We start from the raw sequence: 15,814 nt of genomic DNA, 5'->3' as shown, positions 1-15,814 counted from the left end.
CCGATGCTAGCAGTGTCGTCGATGGAAGTGACACCTGAAAATGCGCCAAGGTTTCACTGAATGTTTATCCAGTGCACATGGCGCTGGCCCCGGGCGGCGTCCAGCGCCTAGACTTTGTCGGTCTTCAGCACAGGAATAGCCCGTGACCTCGATCTTCTGGTACGACTATGAAACCACTGGCATCAACCCACGCAGCGACCGTCCACTGCAGGTCGCCGGGATTCGCACCGACCTTGACCTCAATGAGATAGGGCCGCCGGTCAACCTCTATTGCCAGCCCAGCGACGATATCCTGCCGCACCCGGCGGCGTGCATGATCACGGGCATTACCCCCGGCCAACTGGCGGAAAAAGGCCTGGCCGAAGCCGATTTCATGACACGGGTGCATGCCGAACTGGCGGCCCCCGGCACCTGCGGCGCAGGCTATAACACCCTGCGCTTTGACGATGAAATGACCCGCTATAGCCTGTATCGCAACTTCTTCGACCCCTATGCCCGGGAATGGCAGGGCGGCAACAGCCGTTGGGATTTGATCGATGTGCTGCGCACGGCCTACGCGCTGCGGCCAGATGGCATCGTCTGGCCCGAGCAGGACGGGCGCGTAACTTTAAAGTTGGAGCGCTTGACGGCGGCCAATGGAATCGACCATGGCCAGGCCCACGAAGCCCTGGCCGACGTACGGGCCACGATTGCCCTGGCGCGCCTGGTCCGGGACAAACAACCGAAGTTGTACGAATGGCTGTTTCAACTGCGTAGCAAGCAACGGGTCATGGATCAAATCCGCCTGTTGCAGCCCATGGTGCATATTTCCGGGCGTTTTTCCGCCGAGCGCCATTACCTGGGGGTGGTGCTGCCGTTGGCGTGGCATCCGCGCAATCGCAACGCGTTGATTGTCTGTGATCTGGGGCTCGACCCACAGGGGTTGCTGGATCTGGATGCGCAGACACTGCGCCAGCGTTTGTACACCCGGCGCGATGAGTTGGCTGAAGGCGAGTTGCCGGTGCCGCTCAAATTAATACACATCAATCGCTGCCCGGTGGTCGCGCCGTTGAGTGTGTTGCGGGCGCAAGACCAGCAGCGTTTGAATCTGGATATGAGTGAATATCAGGCTCGGGCGCTGCGGCTAACTGACGCACAGGAACTTTGGCAGGATAAATTGCCAGCGATTTATGCCGAAGAAGATTTCGCCGCAACCGCCGACCCGGAGCAACAGCTCTACGATGGTTTTATTGGTGATCGGGATCGGCGTTTATGTGAACAAGTCCGGGTTGCGGAACCAGCGCAATTAGCACGCCAGCAGTGGCCTTTTGATGATCATCGTTTGCCGGAATTATTGTTTCGCTATCGTGCCCGTAACTTTGCGTACACCTTGGATGACGAAGAGCAACAACGCTGGAAACTATTCTGTCAGCAGCGCTTGTCAGACGCGGATTACGGCGCACCCAATACCCTCGAGAGTTTCAATAAGGCCAGGCTTGAATTGGACGTTAGTGCTACATCGTTTCAGCGTCAGGTACTGGATGAATGGCAGGAATATGCTGACGCTTTACGCCAGCGCCTGAGCCTGTAATCAGCGCTTGATAAAAAGCGGGCAATAAAAAACGCCAGCAAGCTGGCGTTTTTATTGTGTCGCGAATCAGGTGACACCCTAGGGAGCCTTAGCCCAGCAGGGTAGCCCAGCCTTCAACCACGTCACCGCCCCACTTGGCTTTCCACTCTTTCAGAGTCTTGTGATTGCCACCTTTGGTTTCAATCACTTCACCGTTGTGCGGGTTTTTGTATTGCTTGACCTTACGGGCGCGCTTGGTGCCGGTAACTTTTACTGCACCGCGTGGTGCTTTAACTTTCGATTCCGGATCCAGCAGCGCGATGATGTCACGCAGGGATTTGGAATATTCACCCATCAGGGTGCGCAATTTGCCTTCGAATTCCAGCTCGGTTTGCAGTTTGTCGTCTTGGGACAGATTCTTCAAACGGGCTTGCAGCTCTTTGATAGCTTCTTCGGTGGCACGGTATTCGTTGATCAGGGACATGTGGACTACCTTATGCGGGGCGCTGAGGGACAGGGATAGTGGCCTAATAATAGTCAGACAGTTTCCCCAAGTAAACATTTAAGCTCTGTTTTATGTAATTTACTTTGAATGTTTGTAGGCAGAGGCGCTGAGTGCATTATTTAGTGCGCTTGACCGGCTAAAGATAATCTCATTAGATCTTGGCTAATTGCGGTAACAGATGCTTGTACTGACATAGTGCTCGGGTAAAAACCGTACGCTGTTTAGGGATACCGCAAGGAATCGCTCGAATAAGCGTTGAGGAATACTGCAGTTTTTCTACGGTATCGCTAGAATGGCGGCCTTTGCGAAGTTCTGGAGTTTGCCCCTAATGCGCACTTTTCGTCTGGTGATTGCCTGCCCGGATCGGGTTGGTATCGTCGCTAAAGTCAGTAACTTTCTGGCCTCCCATAACGGCTGGATCACCGAAGCGAGTCATCACTCGGACAATCTCAGCGGTTGGTTTTTCATGCGTCACGAAATCCGTGCCGACACGCTGCCCTTTGGTCTTGAGGCATTTCGCGAGGCGTTTGCGCCTATCGCCGAAGAGTTTTCAATGACATGGCGCATTACCGATACCGAGCAGAAAAAGCGCGTGGTGCTGATGGCCAGTCGCGAATCCCATTGCCTGGCGGACTTGCTGCACCGCTGGCACAGCGATGAGCTGGACTGTGAAATCGCCTGCGTGATTTCCAACCATGACGACCTGCGCAGCATGGTTGAATGGCACGGTATTCCTTACTACCACGTGCCGGTCGACTCGCAGAACAAACAGCCGGCCTTCACCGAAGTCTCGCGCCTGGTCGAGCAGCATCAAGCGGACGTCGTGGTACTGGCGCGCTACATGCAGATCCTGCCGCCGGAACTGTGCCGCGAATATGCAGGCAAGGTGATCAACATTCACCACAGCTTCCTACCGTCGTTTGTCGGGGCCAAGCCGTACCACCAGGCGTCCCTGCGCGGCGTGAAGCTGATTGGTGCAACCTGCCACTATGTCACCGAGGAACTGGACGCCGGTCCCATCATCGAGCAGGACGTGGTGCGCGTCAGCCACAGTGACAGCATTGAAGACATGGTGCGCTTCGGCCGCGACGTCGAGAAAATGGTCCTGGCCCGTGGCTTGCGCTATCACCTGGAAGACCGTGTGCTGGTGCACGGCAACAAGACCGTGGTGTTCTGACCGACTGGTTTTAGTTGAAGCAAAAAGGGCCTGGGCGTTAAATCACCCAGGCCCTTTTTATTTGTGTCAGCTATGAGGACCGCACGATGAGTGATCCCCTGGATAAAGCCACGTCCAAAGCGCCTGCCACCTTGGGCGAGGGGTGCTTGAGCCGCTATGACCCGGATGATTTGGATGCCGAGGACGGCACGGATTTCCCCGGTGCTGCCCGGTTGTGGGAGCAGTTGCAGGAAGAGTCGCCCGACACGCCCGGCCCTGACAGAAACAACGCAGGTTGAATGTAGGAGCCATTGAGCCCGAGCGACGCAGCTCCTACATTTGTCTCGGGTTTAGATACGGAAGCTTCCCACCAGTTGTTTCAGGCGCGCCGCTTGCTGCTCCAGATCGGAGCAGGCGCGCAGGGTGGACTGCAGGTTCTCCACGCCTTCCTGATTGAGCGTATTGATTTCGGTGATATCGATGTTGATCGATTCCACCACCGAGGTCTGCTCCTCGGTCGCGGTCGCCACCGATTGGTTCATACCGTCGATTTCACCGATACGCTGGGTCACGCTGCTCAAGCGTTCACCTGCCAGGTTGGCGATTTCTACGCTGTCGAGGCTGTGGCGCTGGCTTTCGCTCATGGTGCTGACCGAGTCCCGGGCGCCGACTTGCAGCTCCTCGATCATCTTTTGCACCTGTTGCGCAGACTCTTGCGTGCGATGGGCCAGGTTGCGCACTTCGTCTGCCACCACCGCAAACCCACGCCCGGCTTCCCCGGCGCGCGCGGCCTCAATGGCGGCGTTGAGCGCCAGCAAGTTGGTTTGCTGGGAGATACTGGTGATCACTTCAAGGATTTGCCCGATATTTACCGTCTTGCTGTTGAGTGCCTCGATGTTGCTGCTTGAGGCGCTGATCATTTCGGACAGTTGTGTCATGGCCTTGATATTGCGCTCCACCACTTGCTGGCCATCTTCGGCCAGATGACGCGCATCGCTGGCCTGGTGCGAGGCTTGGGCGGCGTTACGGGCGATTTCCTGGGCGGCGGCGCCCAACTGGTTGATCGCTGCCGCGACGCTGTTGGTGCGGTTGGCCTGTTCGTCGGAATTGATCATCGAGGAGTTGGAGGCGCTGACCACGCGCAATGCCACTTCATTGACCTGGCCGGTGGCGGAGGACACTTCGCGAATCGAGGTGTGAATCCGCTCCACAAAGCGGTTGAAGGCTTTGCCGAGGATGCCGAATTCGTCATGGTTCTGGATCGTCAGGCGGCGCGTCAGGTCGCCTTCGCCATCGGCGATGTCTTCCATGGCGCGGGTCATGACATACAGCGGTTGCATCAGCACGCGGATCAGCATGCCCAGCAGCGCAATAATGATCGCTACGGCTATCACGGTGGCAATGATGGCCGAGGTGCGGAATTCGCTGAGCATGGCGAAGGATTTGTCTTTATCTACCGACAGACCGATATACCAGTTCACCGACGGCAAACCCTTGATCGGGGCGAAGGTAACAATGCGGGTTTTGCCATCGACCTCGATTTCGCTGAAGTCAGCACTGATCTTGACGGTCTGGTTCGGGTACGCCTCGCCCAGGGTCTTCATCACCAGGCTTTTATCCGGGTGTACCAGGATCTTGCCGTCGGCACTGACCAGGAACGCGTAGCCCATGCCGCCGAAGTTCAGCGCACCAATGTTGTCCACCAGGGTTTGCAGGCTCAGGTCACCGCCAACCACGCCGACGCTTTGCCCGGCCTTGCTGCTGGGGGTGGCGATGGAAATGATCAACTGGCCGGTGGCCGCATCGATATAGGGTTCAGTCAGGGTCGAGCCGTTGCTGGTCTGGGCGCCTTTGTACCAGGGGCGCACGCGTGGGTCGAAGCCGTCGGGCATCTTCGTATCAGGGCGAATGGTGAAGCCACCTTTGCTGTCACCCAGGTAGGTCGCCATGAACGATGACGTCAGGGCTTTCTGCTCCAGCAGGCTGGCAACCACGGTCGGCTCGGGATTGATGGCGATGTTCTGGGCGGCGTTTTCCACCAGGACAATGCGCCCGGCCAGCCAACTCTGGGTATTGCTGGCAGTCACGCTGCCCATTTCATGCAGGTAGCTGTCGAGGTCGCCGCGAATTGCGTTTCGTTGCAGGTAGTCGTTGTACAACGTGAACAACGCAAATGCGGCAATGACGATAAGGGCGGCTGCAAGCAGGATTTTGTGGCTGAAGCGCAGATTTTTATTCATGGCTCGTCGTGTCCGCTAAGGTCTTAGTGTCCGAGGCGCGTCTTTTATGCAGACGCACAAATGGCAGCATTAAATAAAGTGTGATATTTCCATCTGCTCCTGCAGGAATTATCCGGTCTAACTTTTTAGACTTTTTGGGTCTCTCGCTTTGTCTGTATCGACCGTGCAGCGTTAAAGATTAACCATGGGTGAAAAAATGCCTGACTCCTCGCAACTTCTTATTGGCGCAGATCTCGAAGGCCAACCCATCGCCCAGGCTATGCGCCTGGCTAATCGCCATGGACTGATCGCCGGTGCCACCGGCACAGGCAAGACCGTGACGTTGCAGCGGCTGGCGGAGGCATTCAGTGATGCTGGCGTCGCGGTGTTCGCCGCCGATATCAAGGGTGATCTGTGTGGCCTGGGCGCCGCAGGCAATCCCCAGGGCAAGGTGGCCGAGCGTATTGCCGGCATGCCGTTCCTGAATTACGCGCCTAAGGCTTATCCGGTAACGCTGTGGGATATCCATGGTCAGTCCGGTCATCCGCTTCGTACAACCTTGAGCGAAATGGGCCCGTTGCTGCTGGGCAGTCTATTGGAACTGACCGACAGCCAGCAGTCGACGTTGTATGCAGCCTTTAAAGTGGCGGATCGCGAAGGCTTGCTGCTGCTGGACCTCAAGGACCTCAAGGCTCTGCTCAACCACCTCAAGTTCCATCCCGAACTACTGGGCGATGACGCCGCCCTGATGACCACCGGCTCCAGCCAGGCCTTGCTGCGGCGCTTGGCCGTGCTCGAACAGCAGGGCGCCGAAGCCTTGTTCGGCGAGCCGGCGCTGCAGCTGGAAGATATTCTGCAACCGGCCAGCGATGGGCGAGGGCGCATTCATCTGCTGGATGCCAGTCGTCTGGTGCACGAGTCGCCCAAGGTCTATGCGACCTTCCTGTTGTGGTTGCTGGCGGAGTTGTTCGAGCAGTTGCCGGAGCGTGGGGATGCCGACAAGCCGCTGCTGGCATTGTTTTTCGACGAGGCGCATTTGCTGTTTGCCGATACGCCCAAGGCCTTGCAGGACCGCCTGGAGCAAGTGGTGCGGTTGATTCGTTCGAAAGGCGTGGGTGTGTATTTTGTCACCCAGTCGCCGGGCGATTTGCCGGACAACGTGCTGGCCCAGTTGGGTTTGCGCATCCAGCATGGCCTGCGGGCATTTACCACCAAGGAGCAGAAATCCCTGCGGGCGGTTGCGGATGGTTTCCGGCCGAACCCGGCGTTCGATGCACTGGCGGTGTTGACCGAACTGGGTACCGGTGAGGCGCTGGTGGGCACGCTGCAGGAAAAAGGCACGCCCGAGGTGGTCCAGCGGGTGCTGGTAGCACCGCCGCAGTCGCGGATCGGGCCGTTGACCGCTGCCGAGCGCGCGGCCTTGATCGCCAGTTCGTCGCTATTGGGGCGCTATGACAAGCCGGTTGATCGTGAGTCGGCCTATGAAGTGCTGATGGCACGCAAGGAGCTGGGTGCGCAGACGAGCACTACGCCTGCCGCAGAAGAGCCGAGTTTCACCGACAAGGCCGGGGCATTTCTGGGAACTACGGCGGGCAAGGCCTTGAAGTCGGCGATGCAGCAGGCGGCCAATCAGATGGGCCGCCAGTTGGTGCGCGGGCTGCTGGGCTCGTTGCTTGGCGGTAGCAAGCGTAAGTAGTTCTTACGGCAGATGGAATCACCTGTAGGAGCGGGCTTGCCCGCTCCCACATTGGATTGTGCGGTTTTCAGGTTTTGGGCTTGGCGTGAGCCGCCAACCGCTCCAATGCCGCGCGCAGCTTCGGATCGGTAATGCCGTCCGCTGTCGCCTGGATGGTTTCGGCGGCATTCACCGACAAATCCATGGTATGCCCCACCGCACCTTGCTGCACGGTTGGAGGCTGGACCTTGAACTGGATGCGCAGCAGGCTCTCAAAGACCTCAAATGCCTGGAGCTGGCGCTGCAAGCGTTTTTGCTGGTAGCGCAGGCGGGTCGCCCAATGCCCATCTGTGACAATCAGCAGCAGCGTACCTTCGCGCCACGAGGCTACATGGCAGTGTTCGCGGGCCGCTGGTTGCAGTTGGCTTTCCAGCAGGCGCTGCAGGTGGCCCAGGCGCTGAGCGTGGCCAAAGATGGCTTTTAAAGGCTTGGCTTCGCGCAGCAACACGGCGGGAGCACGAGCCGTAAGAGGGCGAAATGCCATGATCTAGACACCTTAGGTAACAGAGCCGCCATGGTAGCAGAAAGCGTGTGCGGCACTGTGGTCATTGCTTTGTCAGCAGTTTATCCATTAAATCAATAAGTAACTTCTCGCTCCAATGGGTTGAAAGTCAGCAAAAAGCCCTTATTTTAAACAAGCCCTCCTGGGACGCTGTGCCTGCATCGTGGAACAACGCCACTTTCCTCACCCTCGTTTCCGGGTAGAATGCTCGTTCGCATGCGGCCGTGAGGGCTGCTCGGGCGACTCACGGGACGCCCCTTCATCCCTAATGTGTGGAAGAACCTGCCGATATGTTTGCGCCTTTGTTAAAGAAACTTTTTGGAAGCAAGAATGAGCGCGAAGTCAAACGCATGCTCAAGACGGTGCAGCTGGTCAATGCCTTCGAAGAGCAGATGGTTGCTTTGTCGGACGAGCAATTGCGCGCCAAGACCGAAGAGTTCAAGGCCCGCATAGCCAAAGGTGAAACCCTCGACAAACTGCTGCCCGAAGCCTTTGCGGTCGCCCGCGAAGCCGGTAAGCGGGTAATGGGTATGCGCCACTTCGACGTCCAGTTGATCGGTGGCATGACCCTGCATGAAGGCATGATTGCCGAAATGCGCACCGGTGAAGGCAAGACCCTGGTGGCAACCCTGGGCGTTTACCTCAACGCACTGTCCGGCAAGGGCGTGCACGTTGTGACGGTGAACGACTACCTGGCCCGCCGGGACGCCAACTGGATGCGCCCGCTCTATGAATTCCTCGGCCTGACCGTCGGCGTGGTAACGCCGTTCCAGCCGCCGGAAGAGAAGCGCGCCGCCTACGCCGCCGACATCACCTACGGCACCAACAACGAATTCGGGTTCGACTACCTGCGCGACAACATGGCGTTCAGCATGGAAGAAAAATTCCAGCGTGAACTCAACTTTGCCGTGATCGACGAAGTCGACTCCATCCTCATCGACGAAGCCCGTACCCCGCTGATCATCTCCGGTCAGGCCGAGGACAGCTCGCGTCTGTACACCGAAATCAACAAGCTGATCCCGCGCCTCGAACAACATATCGAGGAAGTGGAAGGCGTAGTGACCAAAGAAGGTCATTACTCCATCGACGAGAAGACCCGTCAGGTCGAGCTCAACGAAGCCGGTCACCAGTTCGTCGAAGAGATGCTGACCCAGATCGGCCTGTTGGCTGAAGGCGAAAGCCTCTACTCGGCACACAACCTGGGCCTGTTGACCCACGTTTATGCCGGCCTGCGCGCCCACAAGCTGTTCCATCGCAACGTCGAATACATTGTCCAGGACGGCCAGGTTGTACTGGTCGACGAACACACCGGCCGTACCATGCCCGGTCGTCGTTTGTCCGAAGGCCTGCACCAGGCCATCGAAGCCAAGGAAGTGCTCAATATCCAGGCCGAGAGCCAGACGTTGGCCTCGACCACCTTCCAGAACTACTTCCGCCTGTACAACAAGCTGTCCGGCATGACCGGTACTGCTGATACCGAAGCGTTCGAATTCCACCAGATCTACGGTCTGTCGGTGATGGTGATCCCGCCGAACAAGCCGCTGGCGCGTAAAGACTACAACGACCTGGTGTTCCTGACCGCCGACGAGAAATACGCTGCAATCGTTGCCGACATCAAGGAATGCATGACCCACGGCCGTCCGGTCCTGGTGGGTACTGCAACCATCGAAACCTCCGAGCACATGTCCAACCTGCTCAACAAGGAAGGCATCGAGCACAAGGTTCTCAACGCCAAGTTCCACGAAAAAGAAGCCGAGATCATTGCCCAGGCCGGTCGCCCAGGCGCACTGACCATCGCTACCAACATGGCCGGTCGTGGTACCGACATCCTGTTGGGCGGTAACTGGGAAGTGGAAGTGGCCTCCCTGGACAACCCGACACCTGAGCAGATCGCCCAGATCAAGGCCGACTGGCAGAAACGCCACCAGGCGGTGCTGGAATCCGGTGGTTTGCAGGTGATCGCGTCCGAGCGTCACGAATCGCGCCGTATCGACAACCAGCTGCGTGGCCGTGCCGGTCGCCAGGGTGATGCCGGTTCCAGCCGTTTCTACCTGTCCCTGGAAGACAGCCTGATGCGCATCTTTGCCTCTGACCGGGTGAAGAACTTCATGAAGGCCCTGGGGATGCAGTCTGGGGAAGCGATCGAGCATCGCATGGTGACCAACGCCATCGAAAAGGCCCAGCGCAAGGTCGAAGGCCGCAACTTCGATATTCGTAAGCAACTGCTGGAGTTCGATGACGTCAACAACGAACAGCGTAAAGTGATTTATCACATGCGCAACACGTTGCTGGCCGCCGACAACATTGGCGAAACCATTGCCGACTTCCGCCAGGACGTGCTCAACGCCACCGTCAGCGCCCATATCCCGCCACAGTCGCTGCCTGAGCAGTGGGATGTTGCCGGCCTGGAAGCTGCGTTGAAGAGCGACTTCGGTGTCGACCTGCCGGTCCAGCAATGGCTCGACGAAGACGACCACCTGTACGAAGAAACCCTGCGCGAAAAACTGATGGCCGAACTGCTGGCCGCGTACAACGAGAAAGAAGAGCAAGCCAGTGCCGAAGCGCTGCGCACCTTCGAGAAGCAAATCGTTCTGCGTGTGCTGGACGACCTGTGGAAAGACCACCTGTCGACCATGGACCATCTGCGCCACGGTATCCACCTGCGTGGCTATGCCCAGAAGAACCCGAAGCAGGAGTACAAGCGCGAGTCGTTCACGCTGTTCTCCGAGTTGCTGGATTCGATCAAGCGCGATTCGATTCGTGTGCTGTCCCACGTTCAGGTGCGTCGCGAAGACCCGATCGAAGAAGAAGCCCGCCTGCGCCAGGAGGCCGAAGCCCTGGCCGCGCGCATGCAGTTCCAGCATGACGAAGCGCCGGGCCTTGAGTCGCCGGAAGTGTTGGGTGAAGAGGTCGATGTGGCCCTGGCCCAGGCTCCTGTGCGCAACGAGCAGAAGCTGGGTCGCAACGAGCCATGCTGGTGCGGTTCGGGCAAGAAGTTCAAACACTGCCATGGCGAAATCAACTAAGATTTTTGCCTGACGCTGCAATACCCCGCGCCGCGACCGGCATCAGCCGTCGCGGCGTTTTGCCATTTATTCACCGTCGACGACGACGGTGCAGACATCACATCGTTAAGGAGCGCATTCATGGCTGTTGGTCTTGGTCCTTTGCCCACGTTGCACCCGGTTGCCGGTTTTGAACTCGGTATCGCTTCGGCCGGTATCAAGCGCCCCGGGCGCAAGGACGTGGTAGTGATGCGCTGTGCCGAAGGCTCGACCATCGCTGGCGTGTTCACCCTGAACGCGTTTTGCGCAGCCCCCGTGATCCTCGCCAAGCAACGTGTCGAAGGCCCGGTGCGCTACTTGTTGACCAACACCGGTAATGCCAACGCTGGTACCGGCGAGCCTGGCCTGGCTGCGGCTGCGCGTACCTGCGCCAAGCTGGCGGAGTTGACCGGTGTGGACGCCAGCCAGGTGCTGCCGTATTCCACTGGGGTGATCGGCGAGCCGTTGCCCGTGGAAAAAATCGAAGGCGCCCTGCAGGCTGCGCTGGATGACCTGTCGGTGGATAACTGGGCGGCCGCGGCCACCGGGATCATGACCACCGACACTCTGCCCAAGGGCGCCAGCCGCCAGTTCGTGCATGAAGGCGTAACCGTTACCGTGACTGGTATCAGCAAAGGCGCGGGTATGATCCGCCCGAACATGGCGACCATGCTCGGCTACATCGCCACTGACGCCAAAGTCTCCCGCGATGTGCTGCAGAACCTGATGCTTGATGGCGCCAACAAGTCGTTCAACCGCATCACCATCGACGGCGACACTTCGACCAACGACTGCTGCATGTTGATTGCCACCGGTAAAGCCAACCTGCCGGAAATCACCTCCTCCAACGGCCCGCTGTTCGCAGCGCTGAAGCAGGCGGTATTTGAAGTGTGCATGGAAGTGGCCCAGGCCATCGTGCGTGATGGCGAAGGCGCGACCAAGTTCGTCACCGTTGAAGTCAATGGCGGCGGCAATCACCAGGAATGCCTGGATGTCGGCTACACCGTGGCCCACTCGCCGCTGATCAAGACCGCGCTGTTTGCGTCCGACCCGAACTGGGGCCGGATCCTCGCGGCGGTTGGGCGTGCCGGCGTGCCGAATCTGGACGTAAGCAAGATCGACGTGTTCCTCGGCGATGTGTGCATCGCCAGCCGTGGCGCCCGTGCCGAGACCTACACCGAAGCCCAGGGCTCGGCGGTGATGCAGCAGGAAGAAATCACCATCCGCATCGAACTGGGGCGCGGTGAGTGCAGCGAAACCATCTGGACCACCGACCTGTCCCACGAATACGTGAAGATCAACGCCGAATACCGCACTTGATACCTGCCCGGGGCATCGGCAATGCCCCGGGAGGTGCCGGCTTAGAGGACGTAATACCGTGAAACGAGTTCATGTAGCAGCCGCAGTCATTCGCGGTACCGATGGCCGGATTTTGCTGGCGCGTCGTGCAGATACCCAGCACCAAGGCGGCCTATGGGAGTTTCCCGGTGGCAAGGTGGAGGCCGATGAATCGGTTTTCACCGCACTGGGGCGAGAGCTGCAGGAGGAACTGGGTATCCAGGTCACCACGGCGCGGCCGTTGATCCAGGTGCAGCATGATTACCCGGACAAGCAGGTGTTGCTGGATGTCTGGGAGGTCTCGGCGTTTACCGGCGAGCCCCATGGCGCAGAAGGGCAACCCCTCGAATGGGTGGCGCCACGGGACTTGCAGAACTACGAGTTTCCAGCCGCCAACGCGCCAATCGTCGCTGCCGCGCGCTTGCCCGCTGACTACCTGATCACCCCAGGTGAACTGGAAACCCCAGTGTTGTTGCGCGGTATTCAGAAAGCCATTGCCGGTGGCATCAAGCTGATCCAATTACGCGCGCCCAATGGCTATGACCCCAAGTACCGCGACCTGGCGGTGGATGCCGTGGGGTTGTGTGCCGGCAAGGCGCAGTTGATGCTCAAGGGGCCGTTTGAATGGCTCGGTGATTTCCCGGCGGCGGGCTGGCACATGACGTCGGCGCAACTGCGTAAATACGCCAGCAAAGGCCGTCCGCTGCCCAAGGATCGCTGGTTGGCGGCGTCTTGCCACAATGCCGAGGAGCTGGCATTGGCCGAATTGATGGATGTGGACTTTGTCACCCTGTCGCCGGTGCAGCCGACGCAGACTCACCCTGATGCTCAGCCACTGGGTTGGGAAGCGGCGGCGCAGTTGATCAAGGGCTTCAGCAAGCCGGTGTTCCTGTTGGGTGGGGTTGGGCCTGACGAGCGGGAGAAAGCCTGGGAAAGCGGGGCGCAGGGTGTGGCGGGGATTCGGGCGTTCTGGCCTGAGGTTTGAGTCGTCAGTGATGACCCCATCGCAGGCAAGCCAGCTCCCACATTTTGATTTGTGAATACATTCAAATGTGGGAGCTGGCTTGCCTGCGATGGGGCCCGATAAAGCAATACAAAACCCGGCAGAATCTCAGTGCGGCTTAGCCGCCGCCTGCCACAAAATCTCCGCAACCCCCTGGCGTCTGGCAATCACCCTCGCTGCCACAAACAGCAAATCCGATAGCCGATTGATATACGCCAACCCCACCCCGTCCAACGGCTCCAGTGCATTCAATTGCTGGCAACGCCGCTCGGCGCTGCGGGCCAGGCTGCGGCACACATGGGCCTGGGCAATCAGCGCCGAACCACCGGGCAGGATGAAATTCTCCAAAGGCCCCACTTCTTCATTCCAGCGATCAATCGCGGCTTCCAAGCGGTCCACTTCGCCCGCATTAAGTGCCTTGTAGATCGGCATCGCCAACTCGCCACCCAGGTCAAACAGTCGATGCTGGCAAGGGGCCAGTACCTCGACCACATCCATTAACGCAGGGTGCTGGCCGCTTTGCTCCTCGAGCCCGGCCAACAGCAGGCCCAATTGACTATTGAGGCTGTCCACTTCGCCGATGGCTTCCACCCGCGGGTGATCCTTGGGTACGCGGCGACCGTCGCCCAGGCCGGTTTCGCCTTTGTCGCCAGTACGCGTGTAGATTTTCGACAGGCGAAAGCCCATGGTCATTGCTCCAGTTAAGTCTGTTCGAGGGGGGCAAGCTGGCTGCCGGCCAGCGGCAGGCGCAAGGTAAAGCAGGTGCCCTGGCCCAGGGTGGAGTGAACCTCCATCTGGCCCTTGTGATTGTTGGTAATGATGAAGTACGAGACTGATAAGCCCAGCCCTGTGCCTTGGCCGATTTCCTTGGTGGTGAAGAACGGTTCGAAAGTGCGTTTGCGCACGCTCTCACTCATGCCGATGCCATTGTCTTCCACCTGGATCTCGGCCCAGGGCGGGTTGAGCCGGGTGCGCAGGATGATGCGCCCTGGTTCGCTGTCGTCTTCGCGCAGATGGATGGCCTGGGCGGCGTTTTTCAGCAAATTGAGCAGTACCTGCTCCAGCTCGTTGGCAGTGCCGGGCACCGGGCCCAGCGTTGGATCGAACTGGCGAATGATCGCCTGGCCCTTGAAGTCAAAGCCGATCGCCAGGTCGAAGTCATTACCGGCGATTTCCACGGCCTGGTCGATCAGCGCCGGCAGATCGCAAGGTGCCATCTGGCGGTTACTGCGGCGGCTGAAACTGAGCATGTGGGTGACGATTTTTGCCGCACGGGCTCCGGCTTGCTGGATACCGTCGAGCAGTTGCGGCACTTCGCGGCTTTGCAGGTAACGGTTGACGGTTTCCAGCTCCACGCCCACCTGCTCGGCGTGCTCCAGGTTTTTCGGCAGGTCCGTCGATAGGCGCCGGCGGATGTTCTGCACGTTATGCAGGATCGCCCCCAGGGGGTTGTTGATTTCGTGGGCCATGCCTGCGGCCAGTCCGCCGACGGACAGCATCTTCTCTGACTGCACCATCATTTCTTCCAGGGACAGGCGCTGGGTGATGTCATCGATGCGGATCACCACCCCGCGCCCGGCGCCGCCCATCAGCGGGTAAAAGGTCAGGGCATAGTGCTTGGGTTCTTCGTCCTTGATCCAGGTGACGCGCTCGATGCGTTCCACCGTGTGCTGCTCCACGGTGGCCTTGAGCTGGGGCAGGTACGGCTTGAGTGGTTCGAAGGCGAGGAAGATCGGCTGGTTCAGCGCTTGGTCCAGGCGCGTACCGGAAAGGGCGCTGGCTTCCTGGTTCCATTGCGTGACGTAGAGCTGCTCGTCCAGGGCGATCAAGGCAGAGGGCATGGAGTCAATGATGCTGTTGAGGTAGTTCTGGAAACCGGTGAGTTTTTTCTCGATCTTGCTACGCACCTGGACTTCCAGTTCCAGCTTGCGGTTGGTATGCCGCGTTTCCTCGGCCAGGCCCTGGGCCTGGTCATAGGCGGCCTGGGAGTCGTCCCGCGCGCGTTTGAGTTGCTGCTCGCGGGCCTCGATGCGTGACAGCATGGTATTGAACGCTTCGGCCAGGCTGCCGATTTCGTCATGGTTGCCGCGACCGGCCCGCAGGGCGTAGTTCTCCTCGCGAGTGACCTGGCGCGACAACTCTTCCAGCTCGTGGATCGGCCGGGTAATCAGGCGCTTGATCTGCCGGGCGATCACCAGCCACAACAGGACGCTGAACACCAGGATGCCGAGGCTGGCTGTCAGGGTGCCGGTGTAGAAGGCCACCGGCAGCTCGCTGCTGGCCACCAGCAGCAGATGCCCCGAGGGCAGGCCGGGGCGGGGCAGGGTGATGACTTGATTGCTGCGAAACTCGGTGACCCGCCAGGCTTCGATGTCGCGGTAGTGCGCCGGCAATTGCAGGCGCTCACCGTGTTGCAACTGCGCCAGGCGATTGCCTTCGCCGTCGTACAGGGCCGCTGCCCGCAGTGGCGAATAACTGGTCAGCTCGTTGAGCAGGGCATCGGCCTTGGCGGGAGAGTCCAGGGCTTGCGCGGCAAGGGCTGGATTGGAAACCAGTCGGCCAAGCGCCTGCAAGGCCTGGGGGGCCATGCTTTCCTGGGATATCCAGTAGGCGGCGCTGATAAAGGTCAGGTTGGCCACCAGCAGCACGGTGGTCAGCAACACCAGCAAGGCCGCCAGCAGTTTCTGCCCGACGGGGAGATTTTCGAGACGCTGGCGCAGTGGCATCAGGTTGTTCGCAGGCAAGGATCAAGTGGGCAGGGTA

The 15,814-nt window shown here is 59.3% G+C and carries 12 protein-coding genes and 1 pseudogene; 7 read left to right on the top strand and 6 right to left on the bottom strand.

The genetic code is table 11. From position 1 onward, the window contains the following. Positions 1–142: 142 nt before the first annotated feature. Complete coding sequence (sbcB, locus tag JTY93_RS20515) at positions 143–1,570, top strand: exodeoxyribonuclease I (protein WP_205476872.1); 1,428 nt, start codon at positions 143–145, stop codon at positions 1,568–1,570. A gap of 88 nt (positions 1,571–1,658) precedes the next feature. Here sbcB and mvaT read toward each other — a convergent pair whose 3' ends face one another. Further along, positions 1,659–2,033 carry a histone-like nucleoid-structuring protein MvaT gene (gene mvaT, locus JTY93_RS20510; protein ID WP_029295469.1) on the bottom strand — a complete coding sequence of 125 codons (375 nt, stop codon included), beginning with the start codon at positions 2,031–2,033 and terminating at the stop codon, positions 1,659–1,661. Positions 2,034–2,382: 349 nt separating this feature from the next. On the opposite strand from mvaT, the gene purU reads away from it, so the two are divergent. Further along, complete coding sequence (gene purU, locus JTY93_RS20505; protein ID WP_029295472.1) at positions 2,383–3,231, top strand: formyltetrahydrofolate deformylase; 849 nt, start codon at positions 2,383–2,385, stop codon at positions 3,229–3,231. 86 nt (positions 3,232–3,317) lie between these two features. After that, entirely contained in the window at positions 3,318–3,509 is a 192-nt protein-coding gene (locus JTY93_RS20500) for a hypothetical protein (RefSeq protein WP_133715367.1), read from the top strand. Positions 3,510–3,560: 51 nt separating this feature from the next. Here the strand turns inward: JTY93_RS20500 and JTY93_RS30065 are convergent, their stop codons facing one another. Both JTY93_RS30065 and JTY93_RS30060 read right to left on the bottom strand, forming a co-directional pair. Continuing rightward, complete coding sequence (locus JTY93_RS30065) at positions 3,561–4,325, bottom strand: methyl-accepting chemotaxis protein (RefSeq protein WP_375373144.1); 765 nt, start codon at positions 4,323–4,325, stop codon at positions 3,561–3,563. Positions 4,326–4,466: 141 nt separating this feature from the next. Continuing rightward, positions 4,467–5,306: pseudogene (locus JTY93_RS30060) on the bottom strand (PDC sensor domain-containing protein); the annotation flags it as partial. A 340-nt stretch (positions 5,307–5,646) separates the two neighbouring features. Between JTY93_RS30060 and JTY93_RS20490 the strand changes: the two are divergent. Further along, positions 5,647–7,125, top strand: coding sequence for a helicase HerA-like domain-containing protein (locus JTY93_RS20490; protein WP_205476870.1), 1,479 nt, complete (start codon positions 5,647–5,649; stop codon positions 7,123–7,125). 67 nt (positions 7,126–7,192) lie between these two features. On the opposite strand, the gene JTY93_RS20485 is transcribed toward JTY93_RS20490, so the two are convergent. Beyond that, the gene (locus tag JTY93_RS20485; protein ID WP_205476869.1) at positions 7,193–7,648 is read right to left on the bottom strand and encodes a DUF721 domain-containing protein; all 456 of its coding nucleotides are present in this window, start codon (positions 7,646–7,648) and stop codon (positions 7,193–7,195) included. Positions 7,649–7,956: 308 nt separating this feature from the next. Here JTY93_RS20485 and secA point away from each other — a divergent pair, with 308 nt between their 5' ends. The 3 genes from secA to JTY93_RS20470 all read left to right on the top strand — a co-directional run bounded on the left by secA (position 7,957) and on the right by JTY93_RS20470 (position 13,033). Further along, a complete protein-coding gene (gene secA / locus JTY93_RS20480) occupies positions 7,957–10,692 on the top strand; it encodes a preprotein translocase subunit SecA (protein ID WP_169993699.1) in 2,736 nt (911 codons plus the stop codon). A gap of 120 nt (positions 10,693–10,812) precedes the next feature. Further along, positions 10,813–12,030 carry a bifunctional glutamate N-acetyltransferase/amino-acid acetyltransferase ArgJ gene (gene argJ / locus JTY93_RS20475; RefSeq protein WP_029295486.1) on the top strand — a complete coding sequence of 406 codons (1,218 nt, stop codon included), beginning with the start codon at positions 10,813–10,815 and terminating at the stop codon, positions 12,028–12,030. A 58-nt stretch (positions 12,031–12,088) separates the two neighbouring features. Beyond that, positions 12,089–13,033, top strand: coding sequence for a Nudix family hydrolase (locus tag JTY93_RS20470; RefSeq protein ID WP_205518906.1), 945 nt, complete (start codon positions 12,089–12,091; stop codon positions 13,031–13,033). 126 nt (positions 13,034–13,159) lie between these two features. Here the strand turns inward: JTY93_RS20470 and JTY93_RS20465 are convergent, their stop codons facing one another. Together JTY93_RS20465 and JTY93_RS20460 are read right to left on the bottom strand one after the other, a co-directional pair. Then, positions 13,160–13,738: a cob(I)yrinic acid a,c-diamide adenosyltransferase gene (locus tag JTY93_RS20465; RefSeq protein WP_205480812.1), complete on the bottom strand. Its 579-nt coding sequence runs from the start codon at positions 13,736–13,738 to the stop codon at positions 13,160–13,162. A gap of 14 nt (positions 13,739–13,752) precedes the next feature. Continuing rightward, entirely contained in the window at positions 13,753–15,777 is a 2,025-nt protein-coding gene (locus tag JTY93_RS20460) for a sensor histidine kinase (RefSeq protein ID WP_205480821.1), read from the bottom strand. Positions 15,778–15,814: the final 37 nt, after the last annotated feature.

The organism is Pseudomonas hygromyciniae (assembly GCF_016925675.1).
GTDB classification, from domain to species: Bacteria; Pseudomonadota; Gammaproteobacteria; order Pseudomonadales; family Pseudomonadaceae; genus Aquipseudomonas; species Aquipseudomonas hygromyciniae.
Note: the sequence above shows the minus strand (reverse complement) of the source record. Positions and strands in the feature narration are given on the sequence as shown.

What these genes read in the sequence shown, in the direction of transcription:
- JTY93_RS20500 (WP_133715367.1), top strand. Translation starts at nt 3,318, where the DNA reads ATGAGTGATCCCCTGGATAAAGCCACGTCCAAAGCGCCTGCCACCTTG.
- JTY93_RS30065 (WP_375373144.1), bottom strand. Translation starts at nt 4,325, where the DNA reads ATGATCAATTCCGACGAACAGGCCAACCGCACCAACAGCGTCGCGGCA.
- JTY93_RS20485 (WP_205476869.1), bottom strand. Translation starts at nt 7,648, where the DNA reads ATGGCATTTCGCCCTCTTACGGCTCGTGCTCCCGCCGTGTTGCTGCGC.
- argJ (WP_029295486.1), top strand. Translation starts at nt 10,813, where the DNA reads ATGGCTGTTGGTCTTGGTCCTTTGCCCACGTTGCACCCGGTTGCCGGT.
- JTY93_RS20460 (WP_205480821.1), bottom strand. Translation starts at nt 15,777, where the DNA reads ATGCCACTGCGCCAGCGTCTCGAAAATCTCCCCGTCGGGCAGAAACTG.
- JTY93_RS20490 (WP_205476870.1), top strand. Translation starts at nt 5,647, where the DNA reads ATGCCTGACTCCTCGCAACTTCTTATTGGCGCAGATCTCGAAGGCCAA.
- mvaT (WP_029295469.1), bottom strand. Translation starts at nt 2,033, where the DNA reads ATGTCCCTGATCAACGAATACCGTGCCACCGAAGAAGCTATCAAAGAG.
- secA (WP_169993699.1), top strand. Translation starts at nt 7,957, where the DNA reads ATGTTTGCGCCTTTGTTAAAGAAACTTTTTGGAAGCAAGAATGAGCGC.
- purU (WP_029295472.1), top strand. Translation starts at nt 2,383, where the DNA reads ATGCGCACTTTTCGTCTGGTGATTGCCTGCCCGGATCGGGTTGGTATC.
- JTY93_RS20465 (WP_205480812.1), bottom strand. Translation starts at nt 13,738, where the DNA reads ATGGGCTTTCGCCTGTCGAAAATCTACACGCGTACTGGCGACAAAGGC.